Origin of the sequence: Dietzia natronolimnaea (genome assembly GCF_002289575.1) — a bacterium.
In the GTDB taxonomy this organism is placed as follows: domain Bacteria; phylum Actinomycetota; class Actinomycetes; order Mycobacteriales; family Mycobacteriaceae; genus Dietzia; species Dietzia natronolimnaea_A.
Genome location: NZ_NTGA01000027.1, coordinates 22,224 through 39,241 on the forward strand (window position 1 = coordinate 22,224; position 17,018 = coordinate 39,241).

Sequence of the window (17,018 nt, forward strand, 5' to 3'; positions counted from 1 at the left end):
TCAGCGCCGCGCGAGGAAGTCGGGTCGTCGCGGAGTCCCCGCGAAGGGGCTGGCCAGCTCGTTCTCCACGCTGTTGAAGACGACGAAGACGTTCGCCCTCGGCACCGGGCTGATGTTCCCCCCGGAGGCGTGGAGGGTGTTGCAGTCGAACATCGTCATCGACCCGGCCCCGCCCGTGAGGACGTCCAGTCCGTGCGAGCGGTACAGCTCCGCGATGTGCCCCTCGGACGGCACACCGATCGTCGGCGCCGTGCTCACGAGGGACTCCTCGTAGTACGCCTCCGGCGTCTCGCCGGCGCACTGGACGAAGTACTTCTGCGTCCCCGGCATGATCATCAGCGGGCCGTTGTACACCTCGTTGCGGGTGAGGGCGAGGGAGGCGCTGCACGCCCGCGGACGGGGCATGCCGTCCTCGGCGTGCCACGTCTCGAAGTCCGAGTGCCAGTAGAACGCACCGCCTGCGAAGCCGGGCTTGTAGTTGAGCCGACTCTGGTGCACGTAGACGTCCGAGCCGAGGATCTCGCGGGCGAGTTCGATGGCACCGGAGTACTCGACCGCCTCCTGCACTACCTCGCTCAGGATGTGGACGTCGAAGATGGATCGCACGGCGTCGCTGCCGGCCTCGCGGATGACCCGTGGGTAGGTGGCCATCGTGGAGTCGGCACCGATGCGGTGCACCTCCTCGAGGCAGGCGTCCACCCTGCCCGCGTCCAGTGCGCCCTGTCGCTGCACGTAGCCGAATTCGGCGAATCGCTGGATCTCGGGATCGTCGGCCCGGGACCACACCACCGGGTCGGGCCTGTCGATGATGGTCGGGGTGGTGGTCACGCGCGTGACGTAGTCGTCGACGGCCAGTGCCATGCAGCTCCTCTCGGTGGCCGGCGGACCTCGTATGCCCGCCTCTGACCTCGACCGTAAGGAGGGTACTGACCACCCACAACCGGTCAGCCGCTGACGTATCCCCGGCCCTTGTCGACCGCGGGCCCGGGCTCGGCACCCCGGAGCCACGTCTGCAGGTGATCGAGGAACTGCCGGGAGAGCGTGTCGCGCCAGCCCTCCACGTCGCCCGACATGTGGGGGCTGATGTGCGCGCCGTCGAGGGTCCACAGCGGGTCGCCGTCGGGGAGGGGTTCGACGACGAGGACGTCCAGGTGCGCCGAGAGCCTGCCCGCGGCGATCTCGCTCGTGAGGGCCTCCTGGTCCACCAGTTGGCCCCGCCCCACGTTGATCACGTGCGCGCCGTCCGGGAGCGCGGCCAGCTCGACCTCGCCGAGCATCCCGCGGGTGGCCTCGGTCAGCGGGGCCACCATGACCAGGTGGTCGACGTCGCCCAGGTGATCTGCCAACCGGGCCGAGTCCAGGACGACGCCGAAGTCCTCGTCGTCGTCGGAGGGTCGACGCCCCGCCCCCCGGACGTTCATTCCGACGGCCCTGAGCAGCCGCGCGGTGGCCCGGCCTATCCCCCCGGTACCCACGACGAGCGCCCGGCGCCCCGCCACCCGGGTGGTCTCGCGGTGGTGCCACTCTCCCGCTCGCTGCAGCGCCTCCGTCCGGTGCACCTGCTTGTCGTGGGCGAGCACGCAGGCCAGGACGTACTCGGCGATGGGCCCGTCGAACACGCCCCGGGCGTTGGTGACCAGGACGTCCGAGTCGCGAAGCTCGTCGAAGAGGAGCGCATCCACCCCGGCGGCGGCCACGTGGATCCATCGCAGCGCGTCGGCGGCGTGCCAGGCGGAGGCCAGTGCGTCGGAGAAGATGTCCCACACGAGCAACACCTCGGCGCCCGGCAACGCCTCGGCCAGGGTGTCGGCGGTGCACTGGCGGACCTCGGCGAGGCCGCGCAGCTCGTCGAGGTGGGCGGGCGGGGCGACGCCGCCGGCGGTGAGCAGGACGACTGCCGGTCGGGTGGCCGGGTCCCGGTGGTGCTGCGTCATGGACACACCGTAGCGTGCTGGCACCCACCACCCGCGGATCGTCGGATTGTTGACAATCTACCGCGACGGGTCACACACTGGCCCCATGACCGCGCACCTGTCCCCCCTTCTCAAGCAGGCCACGCCCGTCGTGGTGGACCACGCCCTCGGCTCGTGGATCCACGGCACCGACGGCCGCGACTACCTGGACTTCACCACCGGAATCGGCGTGACCAGTACCGGCCACTGCCACCCCGACGTCGTCGCCGCCGCCCGTGAGCAGTGCGGAAAGATCATCCATGCGCAGTACACGACCGTCATGCACCAGCCGCTGCTGCAGCTGACGGAGAAGCTCGGCGAGCACCTGCCCGAGGGGATCGATTCGGTCTTCTACGCCAACTCCGGCTCCGAGGCGGTCGAGGCGGCCGTCCGACTTGCCCGCATGGCCACCGGCCGGCCCAACATCGTCACCGTCCAGGGCGGGTTCCATGGCCGCACGGTCGCCGCCGCCAGCCTCACCACCGCCGGTACGCGCTTCTCCGCGGGCTTCTCCCCCCTCATGGGAGGCGTGGTGATGACCCCGTTCCCGCACGCGCTGCGGCACGGGTGGACCCAGGACGACGCGATCGACTTCGCGCTCGCCGAACTGGACTACCTGATGGCCTCCCGCGTCGACGCCCGCGAGATCGCGGCGTTCCTCATCGAGCCCGTGCTCGGCGACGGCGGCTACATGGCCACGCCGCCGCGCTACCTGCAGGGACTGCGTGACCGGGCCGACCGGATCGGGGCGCTGCTCGTGCTCGACGAGGTCCAGGCCGGCGTCGGGCGCACGGGCCGGTTCTGGGGCCACCAGCACACCGAGGGCCTGGTCCCGGACGTCATCATCACCGCCAAGGGGATCGCCTCCGGCTTCCCCATCTCCGCGATCGCCGCACCCGAGGCCATCATGTCCAGGGCCTGGCCCGGGTCGCAGGGTGGCACCTACGGCGGCAACGCCGTCGCGGCCGCGGCGGGGGTGGCGACCCTCGGGGTGGTCGAGAGGGAGGGCCTGGTGGACAACTCCGCCGAGCGCGGGGCCCAGCTCCTCGACGGCCTGCGGCGTAGCCTCGGGGACGTGCGCGAGATCTGTGACATCCGCGGGACCGGCCTCATGCTGGGCGTCGAGTTCGGTGACCCGACCGCACCCGCCGGGAGCGCCGGCGCGGTCGAGGCCGCACGCCTGGCCGGGGCGGTGCAGCAGGCGTGCATCGACGAGGACCTGCTCACCCTCACCTGCGGCCCCACGGGCTCGGTGGTGCGCCTCATCCCCGCGCTGGTGGTGACCGCCGACGAGGTGGACGCCGGAGTGGAGCGGTTCACGCGCGCGGTCCACCGGGTGTGCGACGGGGCGGCGTGACCTCCGTCGACTCGCGCGGCGGGCTCCACGAGGAACTCGTCGCGGCGGGCCTCGCACCCGAGTCGGACCCGCGCCGGATCGCCGAGTACTCCTACGACGCCTCCAACTACCGGGTCGTGCCGGAGTCCGTTCTGTTCCCGCGGTCGGAGTCCGAGGTCGCCGCCGCGCTGGCGGTCTGCCACCGGCTCGGCGTGCCCGCCACCGCGCGGGGCGGCGGGACCTCCATGGCGGGCAACGCCATCGGGACCGGTCTGGTCCTGGACCTGTCCCGGCACATGAACCGCGTGCTGGCCGTCGACGGGACGGGCCGGACCGTCACCGCCGAGGCCGGGTGCGTCCTGACCGACCTGCGTGCGGCCGTCCACGCCGCCACCGACGAGCGCCTGACCTTCGCGCCCGATCCGTCCAGCCAGTCCCGGGCGTGCCTGGGCGGGGCGATCGGCAACGACGCCTGCGGTAACCACTCGGTGCGCCACGGCCGGACCGCGGACCACGTGTTATCGATGCGGATCGTCACCTACGACGGCCTGCGCCTGACCGTCACCCGCAGCGGCGTCGAGGCCACCGATCCCTCGGACGCCGCCGCCACGGCCCGCGCCCACCACCTCGACACCGAGCTGCGCGAGCTGGCCGCCGACCACCTGGCCGTCATCCGCACGGAACTTGGTCGTCTGCCCCGCCAGGTCTCGGGCTACCACCTGCGCCACCTGCTGCCCGAGGAGGGCTTCGACGTGGCGCGCTCCCTGGTGGGTTCCGAGGGCACGTGCGCGGTCGTCACCGCGGCGACCATGCGCGCCGTGCCCCGGTCCGCGCGGACCGGGCTCCTGGTCGTGGGGTACGCCGACGTCGTGGACGCCGCCCGGGACGTCACCGCGATCCTGCGTCACCAGCCCACGGCGGTCGAGGGGATCGACGAGGTGATCGTCGAGACCATGCGCGAGCGGCGCGGCGCCGACGCCGTCGCGGCGCTCCCCGCCGGCAGGGCATGGCTGTTCGTGGAACTCGACGACGACACGACCGACACCGACGGCGTGCATGCCGACCGCGCCGGGGCGGGCCCGATGTCGGCGACCCTCGACGACCGGGTCGCCGACCTCGCGCGTGAGCTCACCGGCAGCGGCCACGCCGTCGAGGCGCTCGTCGTGACGGACCCGGTGGCCCGCGCCGATCTGTGGCGGGTGCGCGAGGACGGCGCCGGGTTGAGCTCGAGACTGACCGACCCCGCGACCGGGGAGACCATCGAGTCCTGGCCGGGATGGGAGGACTCGGCCGTGGCGCCCGACCGTCTGGCCGACTACCTCGCCGATTTCCGGGAACTGCTCGCGCGGCATCGCCTCACCGGCGTCATGTACGGGCACTTCGGGGCCGGGTGCATGCACATCCGCATCAGCTTCGACCTGCGGTCCGAGGAGGGCCGTCGGGTCATGCGCGCCTTCTGCACCGACGCCGCCCACCTCGTCGTGCACCACGGTGGCTCGCTGTCCGGGGAACACGGCGACGGCCGGGCGCGCTCCGAGCTCCTCCCGGTCATGTACTCGCCCGAGATGCTGGACACCTTCGCCCGCTTCGCCCGCATCTGGGATCCCGCGGGGATACTCGCCCCGGGCGGGCTCACCGCCACCCGCCCCCTCGACGGCGACCTCGCACTGGCCGGTGTCTCACAGGCCGGTGTCGCACAGGCCGGTGTCGCACAGGCCGGTGTCGGCCTCCGTGGCCGTGACCTCCTCGGCGCGACCGTCGCCGCCGACGGCGCCCACCCGGTCCAGGCCTGCATCGGCGTGGGCCGATGCCGCTCGTCGGCGGGCGGCGTGATGTGTCCGTCGTTCCGCGCCACGGGCGACGAGAAGGACTCCACCCGTGGCCGGGCCCGGGTCCTGCAGGAGGTGGTCCGCGGCACCCTGCCGATCGACGCCCCGGCCGTGGAGGACTCGCTCGAACTGTGCCTGGCCTGCAAGGCGTGCTCCTCCGACTGCCCGACCGGCGTCGACATGGCCACCTTCAAGTCCGAGGCACTGCACAGGCGCTACCGGCGGCGGATCCGCCCCCTGGCCCACTACTCGCTGGGCCTGCTGCCCCTCTGGCTGCGCGGGACCGTGCGGGCGTCCGGACCACTCAACGCCGTGCTCGCCACCCGCGCGGGCCGCGCCGCCGCCCGACTGGGCGGGCTCGCGACCGACCGGACGCTGCCGCGCTTCACCTCGGCCGCGCAGCTGCGGGGCGAACTGGCCCGCGTCCCGGACAGCGTGTGGTCCGTCCGCGATCACGGACCTCCCGGGACGCGCACCTCGGCAGAGGTCGTGCTGTTCCTCGACTCCTTCACCCGCGGCCTGCGCCCCGCCGTCGCCGGAGCCGCGGCCCGGGTCCTGGGCGGTGTGCACACGTCCGTCGCGTGCAGTGCCGACCAGTGCTGCGGGCTCACCCACGTCACCACAGGCCGGCTCTCCGCGGCGCGCCGCACCATGAGGGCGACCGCCCGCCGCCTCGACGCGATCCGCGGCCCGGACGGGGGCGAGGTCCCCGTCGTCGTCGTGGAACCCAGTTGCGCGGCCACCCTCCGCGAGGACCTCCCGCGCCTGCTCGCCGACACCCCCGACGCCGACACCGCCCGCCGCGTCGCCGCCCGCATCCGCTCGGCGGCCGACCACCTGGGACGACTCGCCGACGAGGGCCGCGCCCCCTCCTGGCCCGGCGGTACGGCCCCGGACCGGGTGACGGTACAGACCCACTGCCACGAGTACGCGACATTCGGTAACCGCGTCCAACGGGCGGCACTTACCTCCCTCGGCGTGGGCTCGGTCAGGGAGGCCACCGGTTGTTGCGGCGTGGCCGGGGATTTCGGGTTCACCGCCGGTCACGAGGCCGTCACCGCGGCCGTCGCCGAGCAGGCCCTGGCCCCAGCCCTGCGGGCCGATCCGGACGCCCCCGTGCTCACCGACGGATTCTCCTGCGCCACGCAGGTCGGCCACCTGGGCGCCACCGATCCCACCACCGGATCCGGCCGCGCCGGCCGGCACCTGTTCGAGCTCCTCGACCCCGATCCCAACCCCACACTCAGCCCCACGCCCAGCCCCATACCCAGCCCCGCGCCCACCAGGAGGCCCACATGACCCGATCCGCCACCGACATCATCGCCGCGCTCGGCACCGGCATCCACGTGGACGGGGCCTGGCGAGACGCGGACTCCGGAGCCACCTTCGAGGTGGTCAACCCGGCCACGGGCGAGGTGATCGCCACCCTCGCCGACGGCGGGGCCGCCGACGCCGACGCCGCGATCGAGACCGCCGGGCGGGTGCAGCCGGAGTGGGCGGCCGTGCCCGCACGCGACCGCGCCGAGATCCTGCGCAGGGCGTACGAGCTGATCCTCGACCGCGCCGACGAGCTGGCCCTGCTCATGACCACCGAGATGGGCAAGCCGTTGGCCGAGGCGAAGGGCGAGGTCACCTACGGCGCGGAGTTCTTCCGCTGGTTCTCCGAGGAGGCCTGCCGCGTCCGAGGGGACGCCCGCCGGTCGCCCGACGGCAAGACCCGGCTCATGGTGACCCACGAGCCGGTGGGGCCGTGCATCCTCATCACCCCGTGGAACTTCCCCCTGGCCATGGCCACCCGCAAGATCGGACCCGCCATCGCCGCCGGTTGCACCATGGTGTTCAAGCCGGCCAACCTCACCCCGCTGACCTCGCTGTACGTGGTGGACCTCCTGCGCGAGGCGGGACTGCCCGACGGGGTGCTCAACACGGTGTGCACCACCGACCCCGGCAGTGTCGTGGAGCCGTGGATCGACTCCGGGATCGCCCGCAAGCTGTCGTTCACCGGGTCCACCCCGGTCGGGCGCACCCTGCTCGAGCAGTGCGCGCGAGGGGTGCTGCGCACGTCGATGGAGCTCGGCGGGAACGCTCCGTTCGTGGTGTGTGAGGACGCGGACATGGACACCGCGGTCGACGCCGCGATGGCCGCCAAGATGCGGAACATGGGCGAGGCCTGCACGTCGGCCAACCGGATCCTCGTCCACCGTTCGGTCCTGGACGAGTTCGGCCGGCGCCTCTCCGAGCGGATGTCCGCGCTGACCGTCGGCGACGGCACGCGCGAGGGCACCGACGTGGGCCCGTTGGTCGAAGAGAAGGCCGTGACGAAGGTGGTCGAGCTGGTCGACGACGCCGTGGGGCGCGGCGCCGAGGTCCTGTGCGGCGGGTCGCGAGTCGATGGCCCCGGGTACTTCTACCCACCGACCGTCCTGACCGGGGTCGCGGCGGACTCCGCCCTGATGTCGACCGAGATCTTCGGCCCCGTCGCCGCCCTGATCCCGTTCGACTCCGACGACGAGGCGGTGGAGCTGGCCAACGACACCGAGTTCGGGCTCGTCTCCTACGTGATGACCGAGAACCTGGACCGCGCGATGACCATGTCGGAGCGGCTGCAGGCCGGCATGGTGGGCGTCAACACCGGGATCGTTTCCAACCCGGCCGCGCCGTTCGGGGGCATCAAGCAGTCCGGCCTGGGGCGGGAGGGCGGCCTGACCGGAATCGAGGAGTTCGTGGAGACCAAGCTCGTGGCGATCCCGGTGCGCTGACGGGGCACCGACCGACCTGGGCCGGGTCGTTCGGGGGCGGGTCGCACGGGGCCGGCTCGTCAGGGGCGGTCAGCCGGTGCGGGCCCGGCCGGCGAGGCGGTGTCGCTCGGCCTCCGTCATGCCTCCCCAGACACCGTAGAGTTCCCGGTTGCCCACGGCGTGCGCTCGACACTGCTGGATGACAGGGCACTGCTCACACAGCTTCTTGGCCGCCGCCTCCTTACGCCGCCGGAGGCCTTTGGGGTCGTCGTCGGCGTTGTAGAAGAGGTCCGGTACGTCCCTGCACCTGCCGTACTCGGCCCAGGCCCATCGTTCGACGATCCTCGCAGCCGCGGTCGTCATTGTTCTCCCTCCCGTCCAACCCAGCTTCTTTCACGGTCGAGTCTGTTCGGCACATCCCCAGGGGTGGGATGGGGCGCGACTGTTAAAGTTCTGATATGTCCGTCAGGGTTTCGGTGGAGAACGACTTCACAGTGATCATCGCCGGCGTTCACGCCCTGCTCTCCCCGTTCTGCGACCGCGTGGAGGTCATGGTGAACCGACCCGGTTCACCGGGGAACGCGCCGGTAGACGTGGTGCTGTTCGACACCTTCGCCTCGCCCGTCGACTGGCAGGCCCGGTGCTCCGCAATGACGCTCGACCCCATGATCGGTGCCGTCGCCGTCTACTCGGCCGTCACGGATCCGCGCGCGATCGACGACGCCTTCGCCTCCGGCGCCACGGGGTACCTGTCCAAGTCTCTGTCCGGTGAACAACTGGTCGGCTCCGTGGAGCGGATCGCCGCGGGCGAACGGGTACGACTACTGGGGCACGACGGCGAGCACAGGTCCGCGGGTATGTGGCCGACAGGCGACGTGGGCCTGACCCCCCGGGAATCGGAGATGCTGGCGCTCATCGCCCAGGGAAAGTCCAACGAGGAGATCGCCGCGGTCTGCTACCTGTCGATCAACACGGTCAAGACCTACATCCGAGAGGCCTACCGCAAGATCGGGGTGACGACCCGCCCGCAGGCGGTGGCGTGGGCGATGCGCAGCGGGCTCGCGGTCACCCGCTGAGCAGCAGGGTCACCGCACCGGGCCGCCCTCCTTGACCCTGGCGAGCCCGTCCCTCATGTGGTCGACCAGCAACCCCCTGGCCCGGTCAGGGTCCCCGGCGCGCATGGCCCCGGCGATGGCCCGGTGTTCGGCGAGCCTGGACTCCGCGTCCGAATAGGTGCCGGCCATGGCGTGCAGACACATGCTCGTCTCGACCAGAACGGTCTCGTGCACCCGCGACAGACGGGGGCTCCGGGCCGCCTCCACCAGGACGTGGTGGAAGTCCAGATCCGCCTCGACCATGGCCCCCGACCGTGGTTCGTGGGCGAGGGAGGCCATCGCGTCCACGGCCGCGTCCAGCGCATCCGCGGTGTCGGCACCCAGTCCCAGCTCGAGCACCCGGTCCAACGCCGCGGTTTCGACCGTGGTCCGGAGAAGGTACATGTCCTCGACCGCCTCCGCGGAGAGGTCCGCGACGAACAGACCCCGGTTCCGGTGCGAGACGAGCAGCCCCTCCTGGGTCAGGCGCTGCATGGCCTCCCGCAGGGGCCCTCGGCTCACCCCGAGCGACCGAGCCAGCGCGGCCTCTCCGAGCTGCGCGCCCGGGGGGAACGTGCCGTCGGAGATCGCCCGTCGGAGGGTACGGGCGATGAGGGCCGGGGTCGACTCCCGGACGACCGGTTCCAACCCCGCGGCCGCGGCGGGCCCCGCATCCGGACCGAGGTCGGGACCGGCGTCCGACCCGAGCACCGTCATCCCCCGGCGCTTCCGGCCGGGGACGCGTGGATCCGCGGGGCGGGGACCACCTGACCGAGTGCCGCCTCGAGAGCGGCGCCCACCCGGACGACGAGCCTGTCGTCGAACCGCGCCCCCACGATCTGGATCCCCACCGGCAGGCCCGCATCGGTCGTCCCGCAGGGCACGCTCAGCGCCGGTTGCTGGGTCATATTGAACGGATAGGTGTACGGGGTCCACGAGGTCCAGTCGGGGCTGTGCCACGCCGGAGGCACGTCCGATCCGGCGGCGAAGGCGGGGATCGGGGTGGTGGGGGTGATGAGGATGTCGTACCCCTGGTGGAAGTCCGCCATCCGCGCGCCCAGCGCCATCCGGACCGCCACCGCATCGAGATAGTCGGCCGCGGAGTAGTCGTGGTACCGGCCCAGCGCCTCACGCATCGACGGGTCGACGTGGTCGATCGCGTCTGGGCCGTGCGGCGCGAGCACCGCGGCGAGGCCCGCGAACCACAGCACGTGGAAGGCGTCGACGGGATCGGCGACTCCGGGATCGACCGAGTCGACCCGCGCTCCCAGCGACGCCAGGACGTCCACCGCGCGCGTCACCTCCCGCTCGACCTCGGGGTCGTTGGTGCCGAAACCCAGGTCGCGACTGTAGGCGACCCGCAGACCCTCGAGCGGTCGATCCCCGGCGCTGTTCCCCGCACCCTCGGTCGCCGCGGCGAGGTACCCGCCCGGGCCGGGGGTCGTCGCCCGTGCCGGTACCGCCGACCAGTCGCGGGGATCCGGCCTGAGGAGCGCGTCCATGAACGCGGCGGTGTCCGCGACGGTGCGAGTCATGGGGCCGGCGTGGGCGAGCGTGCCGAACGGACTCGAGGGGAACATGGGGATCACGCCGTAGGTGGGCTTGAGCGCTACGATCCCGCAGAACGCCGCCGGGATCCGGACCGAGCCGCCACCATCGGTGCCCAGCGCGAGCTGGCCGAGCCCGGCGGCGACGGCGGCCGATGCGCCTCCGCTCGACCCTCCCGGGGTGAGGTCGGTGTCGTGGGGGTTCCGGGTGATCCCGGTGAGTGTGTTGTCGGTGACCCCCTTCCAGGCGAACTCGGGGGTGGTGGTTTTACCGATCACCACGCATCCCGCCTCGTGCACGGCCGAGGTCACCGGGGCGTCGTCGGGCCATGAGGCGGGGTCGGCGGCGCCGTCCTTCCGGGCCAGCAGGCGCGAGCCGCGCAGCGTGGGGACCCCGCGGGTGTAGAAGATGTCCTTGATGGACGTGGGAACGCCGTCGAGAGGACTCAGGGGTGCGCCCTGCCGGTAGCGGTCCTCCGAGCGACGGGCGGCCGCGAGGGTCTCCGCCCGGTCGACGTGGCAGAAGGCGTTGATCTCGCCGTCGACCCGCTCGATCGCCTCCAGCGCGTCCACCGCGGCGTCGACCGGGGACAACGCGCCGCTGCGGAAGCGCTGGGAGAGCTCCAGCGCCGTCAGGGAAGTGGTCATACGTCTACCTTCCGTCAGATTGTCGACAATCCTACAGTCGGCGACCACGTCGTCAACTCACACCGGCGCGGATCCGGACATCACGCCCCCCGGCGGGCAGCCCTTCTAGGCTGGGGCCATGACCCCCGCCGACGACCTGTCCCCCGAACTCGCCGACGCCCTGCGCCGGGCCGCCGGGGCCCCCACCCTGGTGATCGCGTGCGACTATGACGGAACCCTGGCGCCGTTCGTCGACGACCCGACCCTCGCCGTCCCGGCGCCCGGCGCCGTCGACGCCCTCGAACGGCTCGCCGGGCTGCCGCGAACCACCGTCGCCCTGCTCTCCGGCCGCAACCGCGAGGCCCTGGCGCAGGTGAGCGGCGCCGCCGCACCGGTGGTCCTGGTCGGTAGCCACGGGTCCGAGTGGGAGGGCGGTTTCGACACCCCTCTGGACGACGACGAGCTCGCGCGGCTCGCCCGGGTGCGTTCCGCACTCGAGGAGATCGTCTCGCACACCCCCGGCGCACACGTCGAGCCCAAGCCCACCGCCGCAGTCCTCCACGTCCGGCCTGTCGAGGACCCGGATCGGCGTCGGACGGCGATGTCCGAGGCCATGGCCGGGCCCGCCGCCTTCGACGGAGTATTCGTGACCGAGGGCAAGAACGTCGTGGAGATCGCGGTTCGCGAGGCGAGCAAGGGCGCCGCGATCGAGAGGCTCGTCGAGCAGACCGGTGCGGAGATCGCGATCTTCATCGGCGACGACGTGACGGACGAACGAGGCTTCGCGCGCCTGCGCGAGGGGGACATCGGGATCAAGGTCGGGGACGGCCAGACCCTCGCCGGATATCGCGTCGCCGACATCCCCGCGGTCGTCGGGCTGCTCGCGCACCTCGCCGAACTCCGGGGTTAGACCGGGGGCCTGCTCGACCCCGGTGCCGGGTGGAGGCTTAGAATTAACGACAACGGTTCCCATTGCTACGAGAGCGGTCTTCGTTATGTCGTCATCCACCCTGCCCCGTACTCCCCTGTCCGCCCGGGTCGTGGCCCTCGCCTCCGTCGCAGTCCTCGGTGGGGCGGTCCTGACCGCGTGTGGATCCGACGCCGGTTCCGGCGAGGGGTCCGCGCAGACCGGGCCGGTCGTCGTGGCGTCCACGAGCGTCTACGCCGATATCGCCGAGCAGGTCGCCGGCGGTAACGCGGCAGTGGAGTCGGTGATCTCGGACCCGGCCGCCGACCCGCACTCCTACGAGGCGAGCCCGGCCGACGCGGCCGCGGTCACCGGCGCGGACCTCGTGGTCTACAACGGCGCCGGGTACGACTCCTTCGTGGACCGGGCACTGGAGAACGCCGACGACGTGCACGTGGTCCGGGCGGTCGACGAGTTCGAGCGCGTGACCGGCGAGACCATCGCCGGCCACTCGCACGGCGATCACGATCACGGCGACGAACACGACGACGAGCACGGGCATGAGGACGAGCACGGTGCCGAGGACGGCCACGACGAGCACGGCGACGAGCACGGGCATGACGACCACGGCGCGGACGACTCCCACGGTGGCCACGACCACGACTCGGACACCAACGAGCACGTGTGGTTCAGCCTGCCCACCGCCGCCGCCGTCGCCGAGCGCGTGGCCGAGGAACTGGCGGCGATCGACGAGGCCAACGCCGAGGAGTACCGCGAGAACGCCGACCGGTTCGCCGACTCCCTCGCCCCGCTCGAGGCCCAGCTCGACGAGATCCACGACCGCGGGCATTTCGCCTACGCCCAGACCGAGCGGATCGGCGCCCACCTGTTCGACGCCGCCCACATGGTCGACCTGACCCCGCGCGGGTTCCTCGCCTCGATCGAGGACGACACCGACCCGTCCGCCGCCGACCTCTCGGCGATGCTCGACCTGATGGCCGAGCGGGAGGTCGCGTTCCTCGCGTTCAACACCCAGACCGAGACCTCGGTGACCGCCCGGGTCCGGGACGCGGCCGAATCGGCGGACGTCGCCGTCCTTGACCTCACCGAGACCCTTCCCGAGGGCATGGACTACACCGAGTGGATGACGCAGATCGTCGACTCCCTGTCCTCGGCCCTCGACGGTGCGACCCCGGTCGACGACGGCGGGCACTGACGAGGGTGGACACTGACGACACTGACGACCAGGTGTCCCCCCACACCAGTGGGGAACCCGGCCCCGGGCCGGTCGTCTCCTTGAACTCGGTGACGGTCTCGCGAGGGGGTCGCACGCTCATCCGCGACCTCGACCTCGAGGTTGCCGCCGGGGAGTTCGTCGCCGTCCTCGGCCCCAACGGAGCCGGCAAGACGACCCTGCTCAAGGTGCTCCTCGGCGAGCTCGCGCCCGATTCCGGCACGGTCCTCGTCGACGGACGTGTCCCAGGCGACCGCGGGACCCACCTCGGCTACGTGCCCCAGCAGAAGGCGTTCGACCCCGGGATCACCCTGCGCGGGCGCGACCTGGTGGGACTCGGTATCGACGGCACCCGCTGGGGTCCGGGGTGGCCGACGGGTCGCGGCGAGAAGCGCCGGGTGGTCGCTGACTCATTGGACCGCCTTGGGGCGGGGCGACTGGCGGACAAGCCCCTCGGCCGCATGTCCGGAGGCGAGCAGCAACGCGTCAGGGTGGCTCAGGCCATCGCCTGCGATCCGTGCGTCATGCTCTGCGACGAACCGCTACTGAGCCTGGACCTCGCCGGCCAGCGCACCGTCGCCGCGGTCCTCGACCACCGGCGCCGCGAGCACGGCACCGCCGTCATCTTTGTCACCCACGAGATCAACCCGGTCCTGCCGATGGTGGACCGGATCGTCTACCTGGTGGGCGGCCGCCACCGCATCGGCACCCCGGAGGAGGTGTTCACCACCGATGTCATGTCCGACCTCTACTCCTCGCCCGTCGAGGTGCTGCGGGTCCGCGGCCAGATCATCGTGGTGGGCGACACCCAGCACCTGGTGGCCGAGCCGTGGTCGACCGGCCACCACCATCACGACGACGCCCACCCCGGACACGGAGCCTGACCATGGACCGCCTGCTCGAGATCGCCGGGTCGATCGCCGACACCGAGGTCACCGCGCACCTGCTCCGACAGGACTTCGTGCTCTACGGTCTGGTGGCGATCGCGCTGCTCGGCCTGTTGGCCGGGGCGATCGGGCCGTTCATCGTGATGCGGCAGATGTCGTTCTCCGTGCACGGGGCCAGCGAACTCGCCCTGACCGGGGCCGCGGCCGCCCTGTTGTTCGGCCTGAATCTCGGCCTGGGAGCGATCCTCGGTTCGGTGGTGGCCGCGCTGATCTTCGGACTGATGGGGGCGCGCGCCTCGCAACGCGACAGTTCGATCGGTGTGGTCATGGCGTTCGGCCTCGGCATGGCCGTGCTGTTCATCCACCTCTACCCGGGGCGATCCGGGACCAGCTTCTCCCTGCTCACCGGGCAGATCGTGGGCGTGTCCGAACACGGCGTGATCCAGATGGCGGTGGTCGCGGCGATCATCTGCGTCACGCTGATCGCCCTCTACCGGCCGTTGGTCTTCTCCTCCGCGGATCCCGAGGTCGCCGAGGCCCGGGGGGTCCCCGTGCGCGCCATCAACCTCATTTTCGCCGTCCTGGTCGGGCTCGCGGCCGCTCAGGCGGTCCAGGTGGTGGGAGCTCTGCTCGTGCTCTCCCTGCTCATCACGCCGGCCGCGGCCGCCGCCGCGGTCACCTCCAGCCCCGGGCGCGCGATCGCCCTGACCATCCTGTTCGCCCAGATCGCGGCGATCGGCGGGATGCTGCTCTCACTCGCCCCCGGGGTACCGGTCTCGGTGTTCGTCACCACCATCTCCTTCGTCATCTACCTGGCCTGCCGGGCGGTGGCCGCGCTCCGGCGCTGAGCGCCGACCGGCCCGTGTGACTACGGTCGGACTAATGCCCGTCGATCCCGACCCCCCGAGCGACCCGGTCTCCCCGGCCGATGCCGTTTCCCCCGACCACGCCGTCTCCCCCGCCGACCGGAGCACTGCACTCGACGCGATCCGCGCCGCCTTCCCCGCCCTGCTCTGGGAGTCGGCGCAGTGGATCGACGAGGGCTGGGATCACGTGGTGGTGATGCTCCACGAGTGCCGTGGCGCCGATTCGCTCGGGCACCGGGACCTGGTGTTCCGGTTCCCCATGGACGAGCAGGCGCTCGCGCAGCTCCCCCACGAGGTCGCCGTCCTCGAACATCTCTCGGCCGGTGTCGACGCCGCCATACCCCTGTACTCGCACGTCCCCCCGGACGGCGGCTTCGCCGGGTACCCACTGGTGTGTGGGGACCGGCTCACTCCTGACCTGCTCCGGTCCCTGCCCACGACGGACAGGACGATGATCGCCGGCCAGCTCGGGTCACTGTTGGCCGCGCTGCACGGGGCCGACACGTCGGGACCTCCGCTGGACCGGGTTCCGGATTCCTACCAACCCGAGAACCTGGATTTCGTGCGGGGAATCGTGGCCAACGACCTCTCGGCGGTGTTCACCGAGGACGAGATGCGGACGGCGCGGGAGATCTGCGACGAGGTCGCCGCGCTGCAGTCCACCCTGTTGCCACGGGTCCTCCTGCACAACGACGTGTATGTACGCCATCTGTACTGGGACCGTCGCACGTCCCCGGGCCGACTGGGGCTCATCGACTTCACCGACATGTGCCTCGGCGACCCCGCGGTGGACTTCGCCGAGCTGTACGAGTACGGCCCGCGCTTCGTCGACGAGGTGCTCGCGCGCTACGTCGGCAGGATCGACGAGACCTTTCTGGACAGGGCCTGGACCTACCAACGGTTCGCCGGGCTCTACATGGTCGTCGGCCACCTGTACTACGGCGAGGAGACGTGGGAGTACGCGCGGGCGACGTTCGACCGCTGTCGGTCGCCCCGGCGCCCGCTGGACTGAGCTGGTTCCGATGTGCCCGTCAGCCCGTCACGCGACGCTGACGGGCGAACTCGGAGAGGACAACACCGGCCGCGACCGAGGCGTTGAGGCTCTCCACCCCACCGGAGATCGGGATGGAGAGGATCGAGTCGCAGTTCTCCCGCACGAGCCGCGAGAGCCCCTTGCCCTCGGATCCCACCACCACGACCGTGGGGCCGGTGCCGTCGTAGCTGTCCAGCGTGGTGTCGCCGTCGGCGTCCAGGCCCACGAGCTGCACGCCGGCCTTCGCCCAGTCCAGAAGCGTGCGGTTGAGGTTGGTCGCACGCGCGACCGGCAGCCGGGCCGCCGCACCAGCCGAGGTACGCCACGCGACGGCCGTGATGGACGCGCTGCGCCGTTCGGGGATGAGGACGCCGTGCCCGCCGAAGGCAGCCGTCGACCTGATGACGGCCCCGAGGTTGCGGGTGTCGGTGATGTTGTCGAGTGCGACCAGGAGCGCGGGGCGGGACGACCCCATCGCGATGTCGAGGAGGTCCTTGGGGTCCGTGTACTGGTACGGCGGCACCTGCAGGCCGATGCCCTGGTGCATGCCGTTGCTCGTCATGCGGTCGAGGTCGGTGCGCGGCACCTCAAGGATCGAGATGCCCTTGTTGGCGGCCAGGTGTACGGCCTCGGTCAGACGCTCGTCGGCCTCCGAGCCGACCGCCACGTACAGCGCGGTCGCGGGCACGCCGGCCCGGAGACACTCCACCACCGGATTGCGGCCGACCACGTATTCGGGGCCGTCGGCCTGCTTCTGGGCGTACCGGCGGCGCTGCTGGGTGGTCTCCGCCTTCCGCGAGGCGGCCTTGGCCTTGCGGTGCGCTGAGTGATACGTGCGGTCCTCCGCCTTGGGCGTGGCGCCCCGGGCCTCGAGACCCCGTCGCCGCTGGCCGCCGGATCCCACGACCTGACCCTTCTTGGTGCCGGATTTGCGGATCGCCCCGCGTCGGCTCGAATTGCCCGCCATG

The 17,018-nt window shown here is 71.9% G+C and carries 15 protein-coding genes; 9 read left to right on the forward strand and 6 right to left on the reverse strand.

Annotated features, from left to right (window positions below):
• On the reverse strand, window positions 1-861 hold the full coding sequence (locus tag CEY15_RS14645; RefSeq protein ID WP_095719057.1) for a phytanoyl-CoA dioxygenase family protein: 861 nt from the start codon (window positions 859-861) through the stop codon (window positions 1-3).
• Between the two features lie 83 nt (window positions 862-944).
• Entirely contained in the window at window positions 945-1,934 is a 990-nt protein-coding gene (locus CEY15_RS14650; RefSeq protein WP_095719058.1) for a D-2-hydroxyacid dehydrogenase, read from the reverse strand.
• Between the two features lie 85 nt (window positions 1,935-2,019).
• Between CEY15_RS14650 and CEY15_RS14655 the strand changes: the two genes are divergently transcribed.
• Genes CEY15_RS14655 through CEY15_RS14665 form a run of 3 tightly spaced genes read left to right on the forward strand, consistent with a single transcriptional unit; the run spans window position 2,020 to window position 7,876 of the window.
• Window positions 2,020-3,309 (forward strand): aspartate aminotransferase family protein, encoded by a 1,290-nt coding sequence (locus CEY15_RS14655; protein WP_095719059.1) that lies wholly within the window; start codon window positions 2,020-2,022, stop codon window positions 3,307-3,309.
• The gene (locus tag CEY15_RS14660; RefSeq protein WP_095719060.1) at window positions 3,291-6,416 is read left to right on the forward strand and encodes an FAD-binding and (Fe-S)-binding domain-containing protein; all 3,126 of its coding nucleotides are present in this window, start codon (window positions 3,291-3,293) and stop codon (window positions 6,414-6,416) included. Before CEY15_RS14655 ends, CEY15_RS14660 begins: the two co-directional genes overlap by 19 nt.
• Window positions 6,413-7,876 carry an NAD-dependent succinate-semialdehyde dehydrogenase gene (locus tag CEY15_RS14665; RefSeq protein ID WP_017835995.1) on the forward strand — a complete coding sequence of 488 codons (1,464 nt, stop codon included), beginning with the start codon at window positions 6,413-6,415 and terminating at the stop codon, window positions 7,874-7,876. The genes CEY15_RS14660 and CEY15_RS14665 overlap by 4 nt, the downstream gene beginning before the upstream one ends.
• 69 nt (window positions 7,877-7,945) lie before the next feature.
• On the opposite strand, the gene CEY15_RS14670 is transcribed toward CEY15_RS14665, so the two are convergent.
• The gene (locus CEY15_RS14670) at window positions 7,946-8,218 is read right to left on the reverse strand and encodes a WhiB family transcriptional regulator (protein WP_017835994.1); all 273 of its coding nucleotides are present in this window, start codon (window positions 8,216-8,218) and stop codon (window positions 7,946-7,948) included.
• A 95-nt stretch (window positions 8,219-8,313) separates the two neighbouring features.
• On the opposite strand from CEY15_RS14670, the gene CEY15_RS14675 reads away from it, so the two are divergent.
• Window positions 8,314-8,931 carry a helix-turn-helix transcriptional regulator gene (locus tag CEY15_RS14675; RefSeq protein ID WP_095719061.1) on the forward strand — a complete coding sequence of 206 codons (618 nt, stop codon included), beginning with the start codon at window positions 8,314-8,316 and terminating at the stop codon, window positions 8,929-8,931.
• 9 nt (window positions 8,932-8,940) lie between these two features.
• On the opposite strand, the gene CEY15_RS14680 is transcribed toward CEY15_RS14675, so the two are convergent.
• The gene (locus CEY15_RS14680; RefSeq protein ID WP_017835992.1) at window positions 8,941-9,666 is read right to left on the reverse strand and encodes a GntR family transcriptional regulator; all 726 of its coding nucleotides are present in this window, start codon (window positions 9,664-9,666) and stop codon (window positions 8,941-8,943) included.
• The gene (locus CEY15_RS14685) at window positions 9,663-11,144 is read right to left on the reverse strand and encodes an amidase (RefSeq protein ID WP_095719062.1); all 1,482 of its coding nucleotides are present in this window, start codon (window positions 11,142-11,144) and stop codon (window positions 9,663-9,665) included. The genes CEY15_RS14680 and CEY15_RS14685 overlap by 4 nt, the downstream gene beginning before the upstream one ends.
• Window positions 11,145-11,262: 118 nt before the next feature.
• Here CEY15_RS14685 and otsB point away from each other — a divergent pair, with 118 nt between their 5' ends.
• The 5 genes from otsB to CEY15_RS14710 all read left to right on the forward strand — a co-directional run bounded on the left by otsB (window position 11,263) and on the right by CEY15_RS14710 (window position 16,029).
• A complete protein-coding gene (gene otsB / locus CEY15_RS14690) occupies window positions 11,263-12,033 on the forward strand; it encodes a trehalose-phosphatase (protein ID WP_095719063.1) in 771 nt (256 codons plus the stop codon).
• 85 nt (window positions 12,034-12,118) lie between these two features.
• The gene (locus tag CEY15_RS14695) at window positions 12,119-13,246 is read left to right on the forward strand and encodes a metal ABC transporter solute-binding protein, Zn/Mn family (RefSeq protein WP_095719064.1); all 1,128 of its coding nucleotides are present in this window, start codon (window positions 12,119-12,121) and stop codon (window positions 13,244-13,246) included.
• 32 nt (window positions 13,247-13,278) lie between these two features.
• Window positions 13,279-14,148, forward strand: coding sequence for a metal ABC transporter ATP-binding protein (locus CEY15_RS14700; RefSeq protein ID WP_042329060.1), 870 nt, complete (start codon window positions 13,279-13,281; stop codon window positions 14,146-14,148).
• A 2-nt stretch (window positions 14,149-14,150) separates the two neighbouring features.
• Window positions 14,151-14,999: a metal ABC transporter permease gene (locus CEY15_RS14705; RefSeq protein WP_017835987.1), complete on the forward strand. Its 849-nt coding sequence runs from the start codon at window positions 14,151-14,153 to the stop codon at window positions 14,997-14,999.
• 34 nt (window positions 15,000-15,033) lie between these two features.
• Window positions 15,034-16,029, forward strand: a complete 996-nt coding sequence (locus tag CEY15_RS14710) for an aminoglycoside phosphotransferase family protein (RefSeq protein ID WP_095719065.1) — start codon at window positions 15,034-15,036, stop codon at window positions 16,027-16,029.
• A gap of 19 nt (window positions 16,030-16,048) precedes the next feature.
• Here CEY15_RS14710 and rlmB read toward each other — a convergent pair whose 3' ends face one another.
• A complete protein-coding gene (gene rlmB, locus CEY15_RS14715; protein WP_017835985.1) occupies window positions 16,049-17,017 on the reverse strand; it encodes a 23S rRNA (guanosine(2251)-2'-O)-methyltransferase RlmB in 969 nt (322 codons plus the stop codon).
• Window position 17,018 lies beyond the last annotated feature (1 nt).

Coding starts and splice junctions, on each gene's coding strand:
- CEY15_RS14645 (WP_095719057.1), bottom strand. CDS start 861: ATGGCACTGGCCGTCGACGACTACGTCACGCGCGTGACCACCACCCCG.
- CEY15_RS14650 (WP_095719058.1), bottom strand. CDS start 1,934: ATGACGCAGCACCACCGGGACCCGGCCACCCGACCGGCAGTCGTCCTG.
- CEY15_RS14655 (WP_095719059.1), top strand. CDS start 2,020: ATGACCGCGCACCTGTCCCCCCTTCTCAAGCAGGCCACGCCCGTCGTG.
- CEY15_RS14665 (WP_017835995.1), top strand. CDS start 6,413: ATGACCCGATCCGCCACCGACATCATCGCCGCGCTCGGCACCGGCATC.
- CEY15_RS14670 (WP_017835994.1), bottom strand. CDS start 8,218: ATGACGACCGCGGCTGCGAGGATCGTCGAACGATGGGCCTGGGCCGAG.
- CEY15_RS14675 (WP_095719061.1), top strand. CDS start 8,314: ATGTCCGTCAGGGTTTCGGTGGAGAACGACTTCACAGTGATCATCGCC.
- CEY15_RS14680 (WP_017835992.1), bottom strand. CDS start 9,666: ATGACGGTGCTCGGGTCGGACGCCGGTCCCGACCTCGGTCCGGATGCG.
- CEY15_RS14685 (WP_095719062.1), bottom strand. CDS start 11,144: ATGACCACTTCCCTGACGGCGCTGGAGCTCTCCCAGCGCTTCCGCAGC.
- otsB (WP_095719063.1), top strand. CDS start 11,263: ATGACCCCCGCCGACGACCTGTCCCCCGAACTCGCCGACGCCCTGCGC.
- CEY15_RS14695 (WP_095719064.1), top strand. CDS start 12,119: ATGTCGTCATCCACCCTGCCCCGTACTCCCCTGTCCGCCCGGGTCGTG.
- CEY15_RS14705 (WP_017835987.1), top strand. CDS start 14,151: ATGGACCGCCTGCTCGAGATCGCCGGGTCGATCGCCGACACCGAGGTC.
- CEY15_RS14710 (WP_095719065.1), top strand. CDS start 15,034: ATGCCCGTCGATCCCGACCCCCCGAGCGACCCGGTCTCCCCGGCCGAT.
- rlmB (WP_017835985.1), bottom strand. CDS start 17,017: ATGGCGGGCAATTCGAGCCGACGCGGGGCGATCCGCAAATCCGGCACC.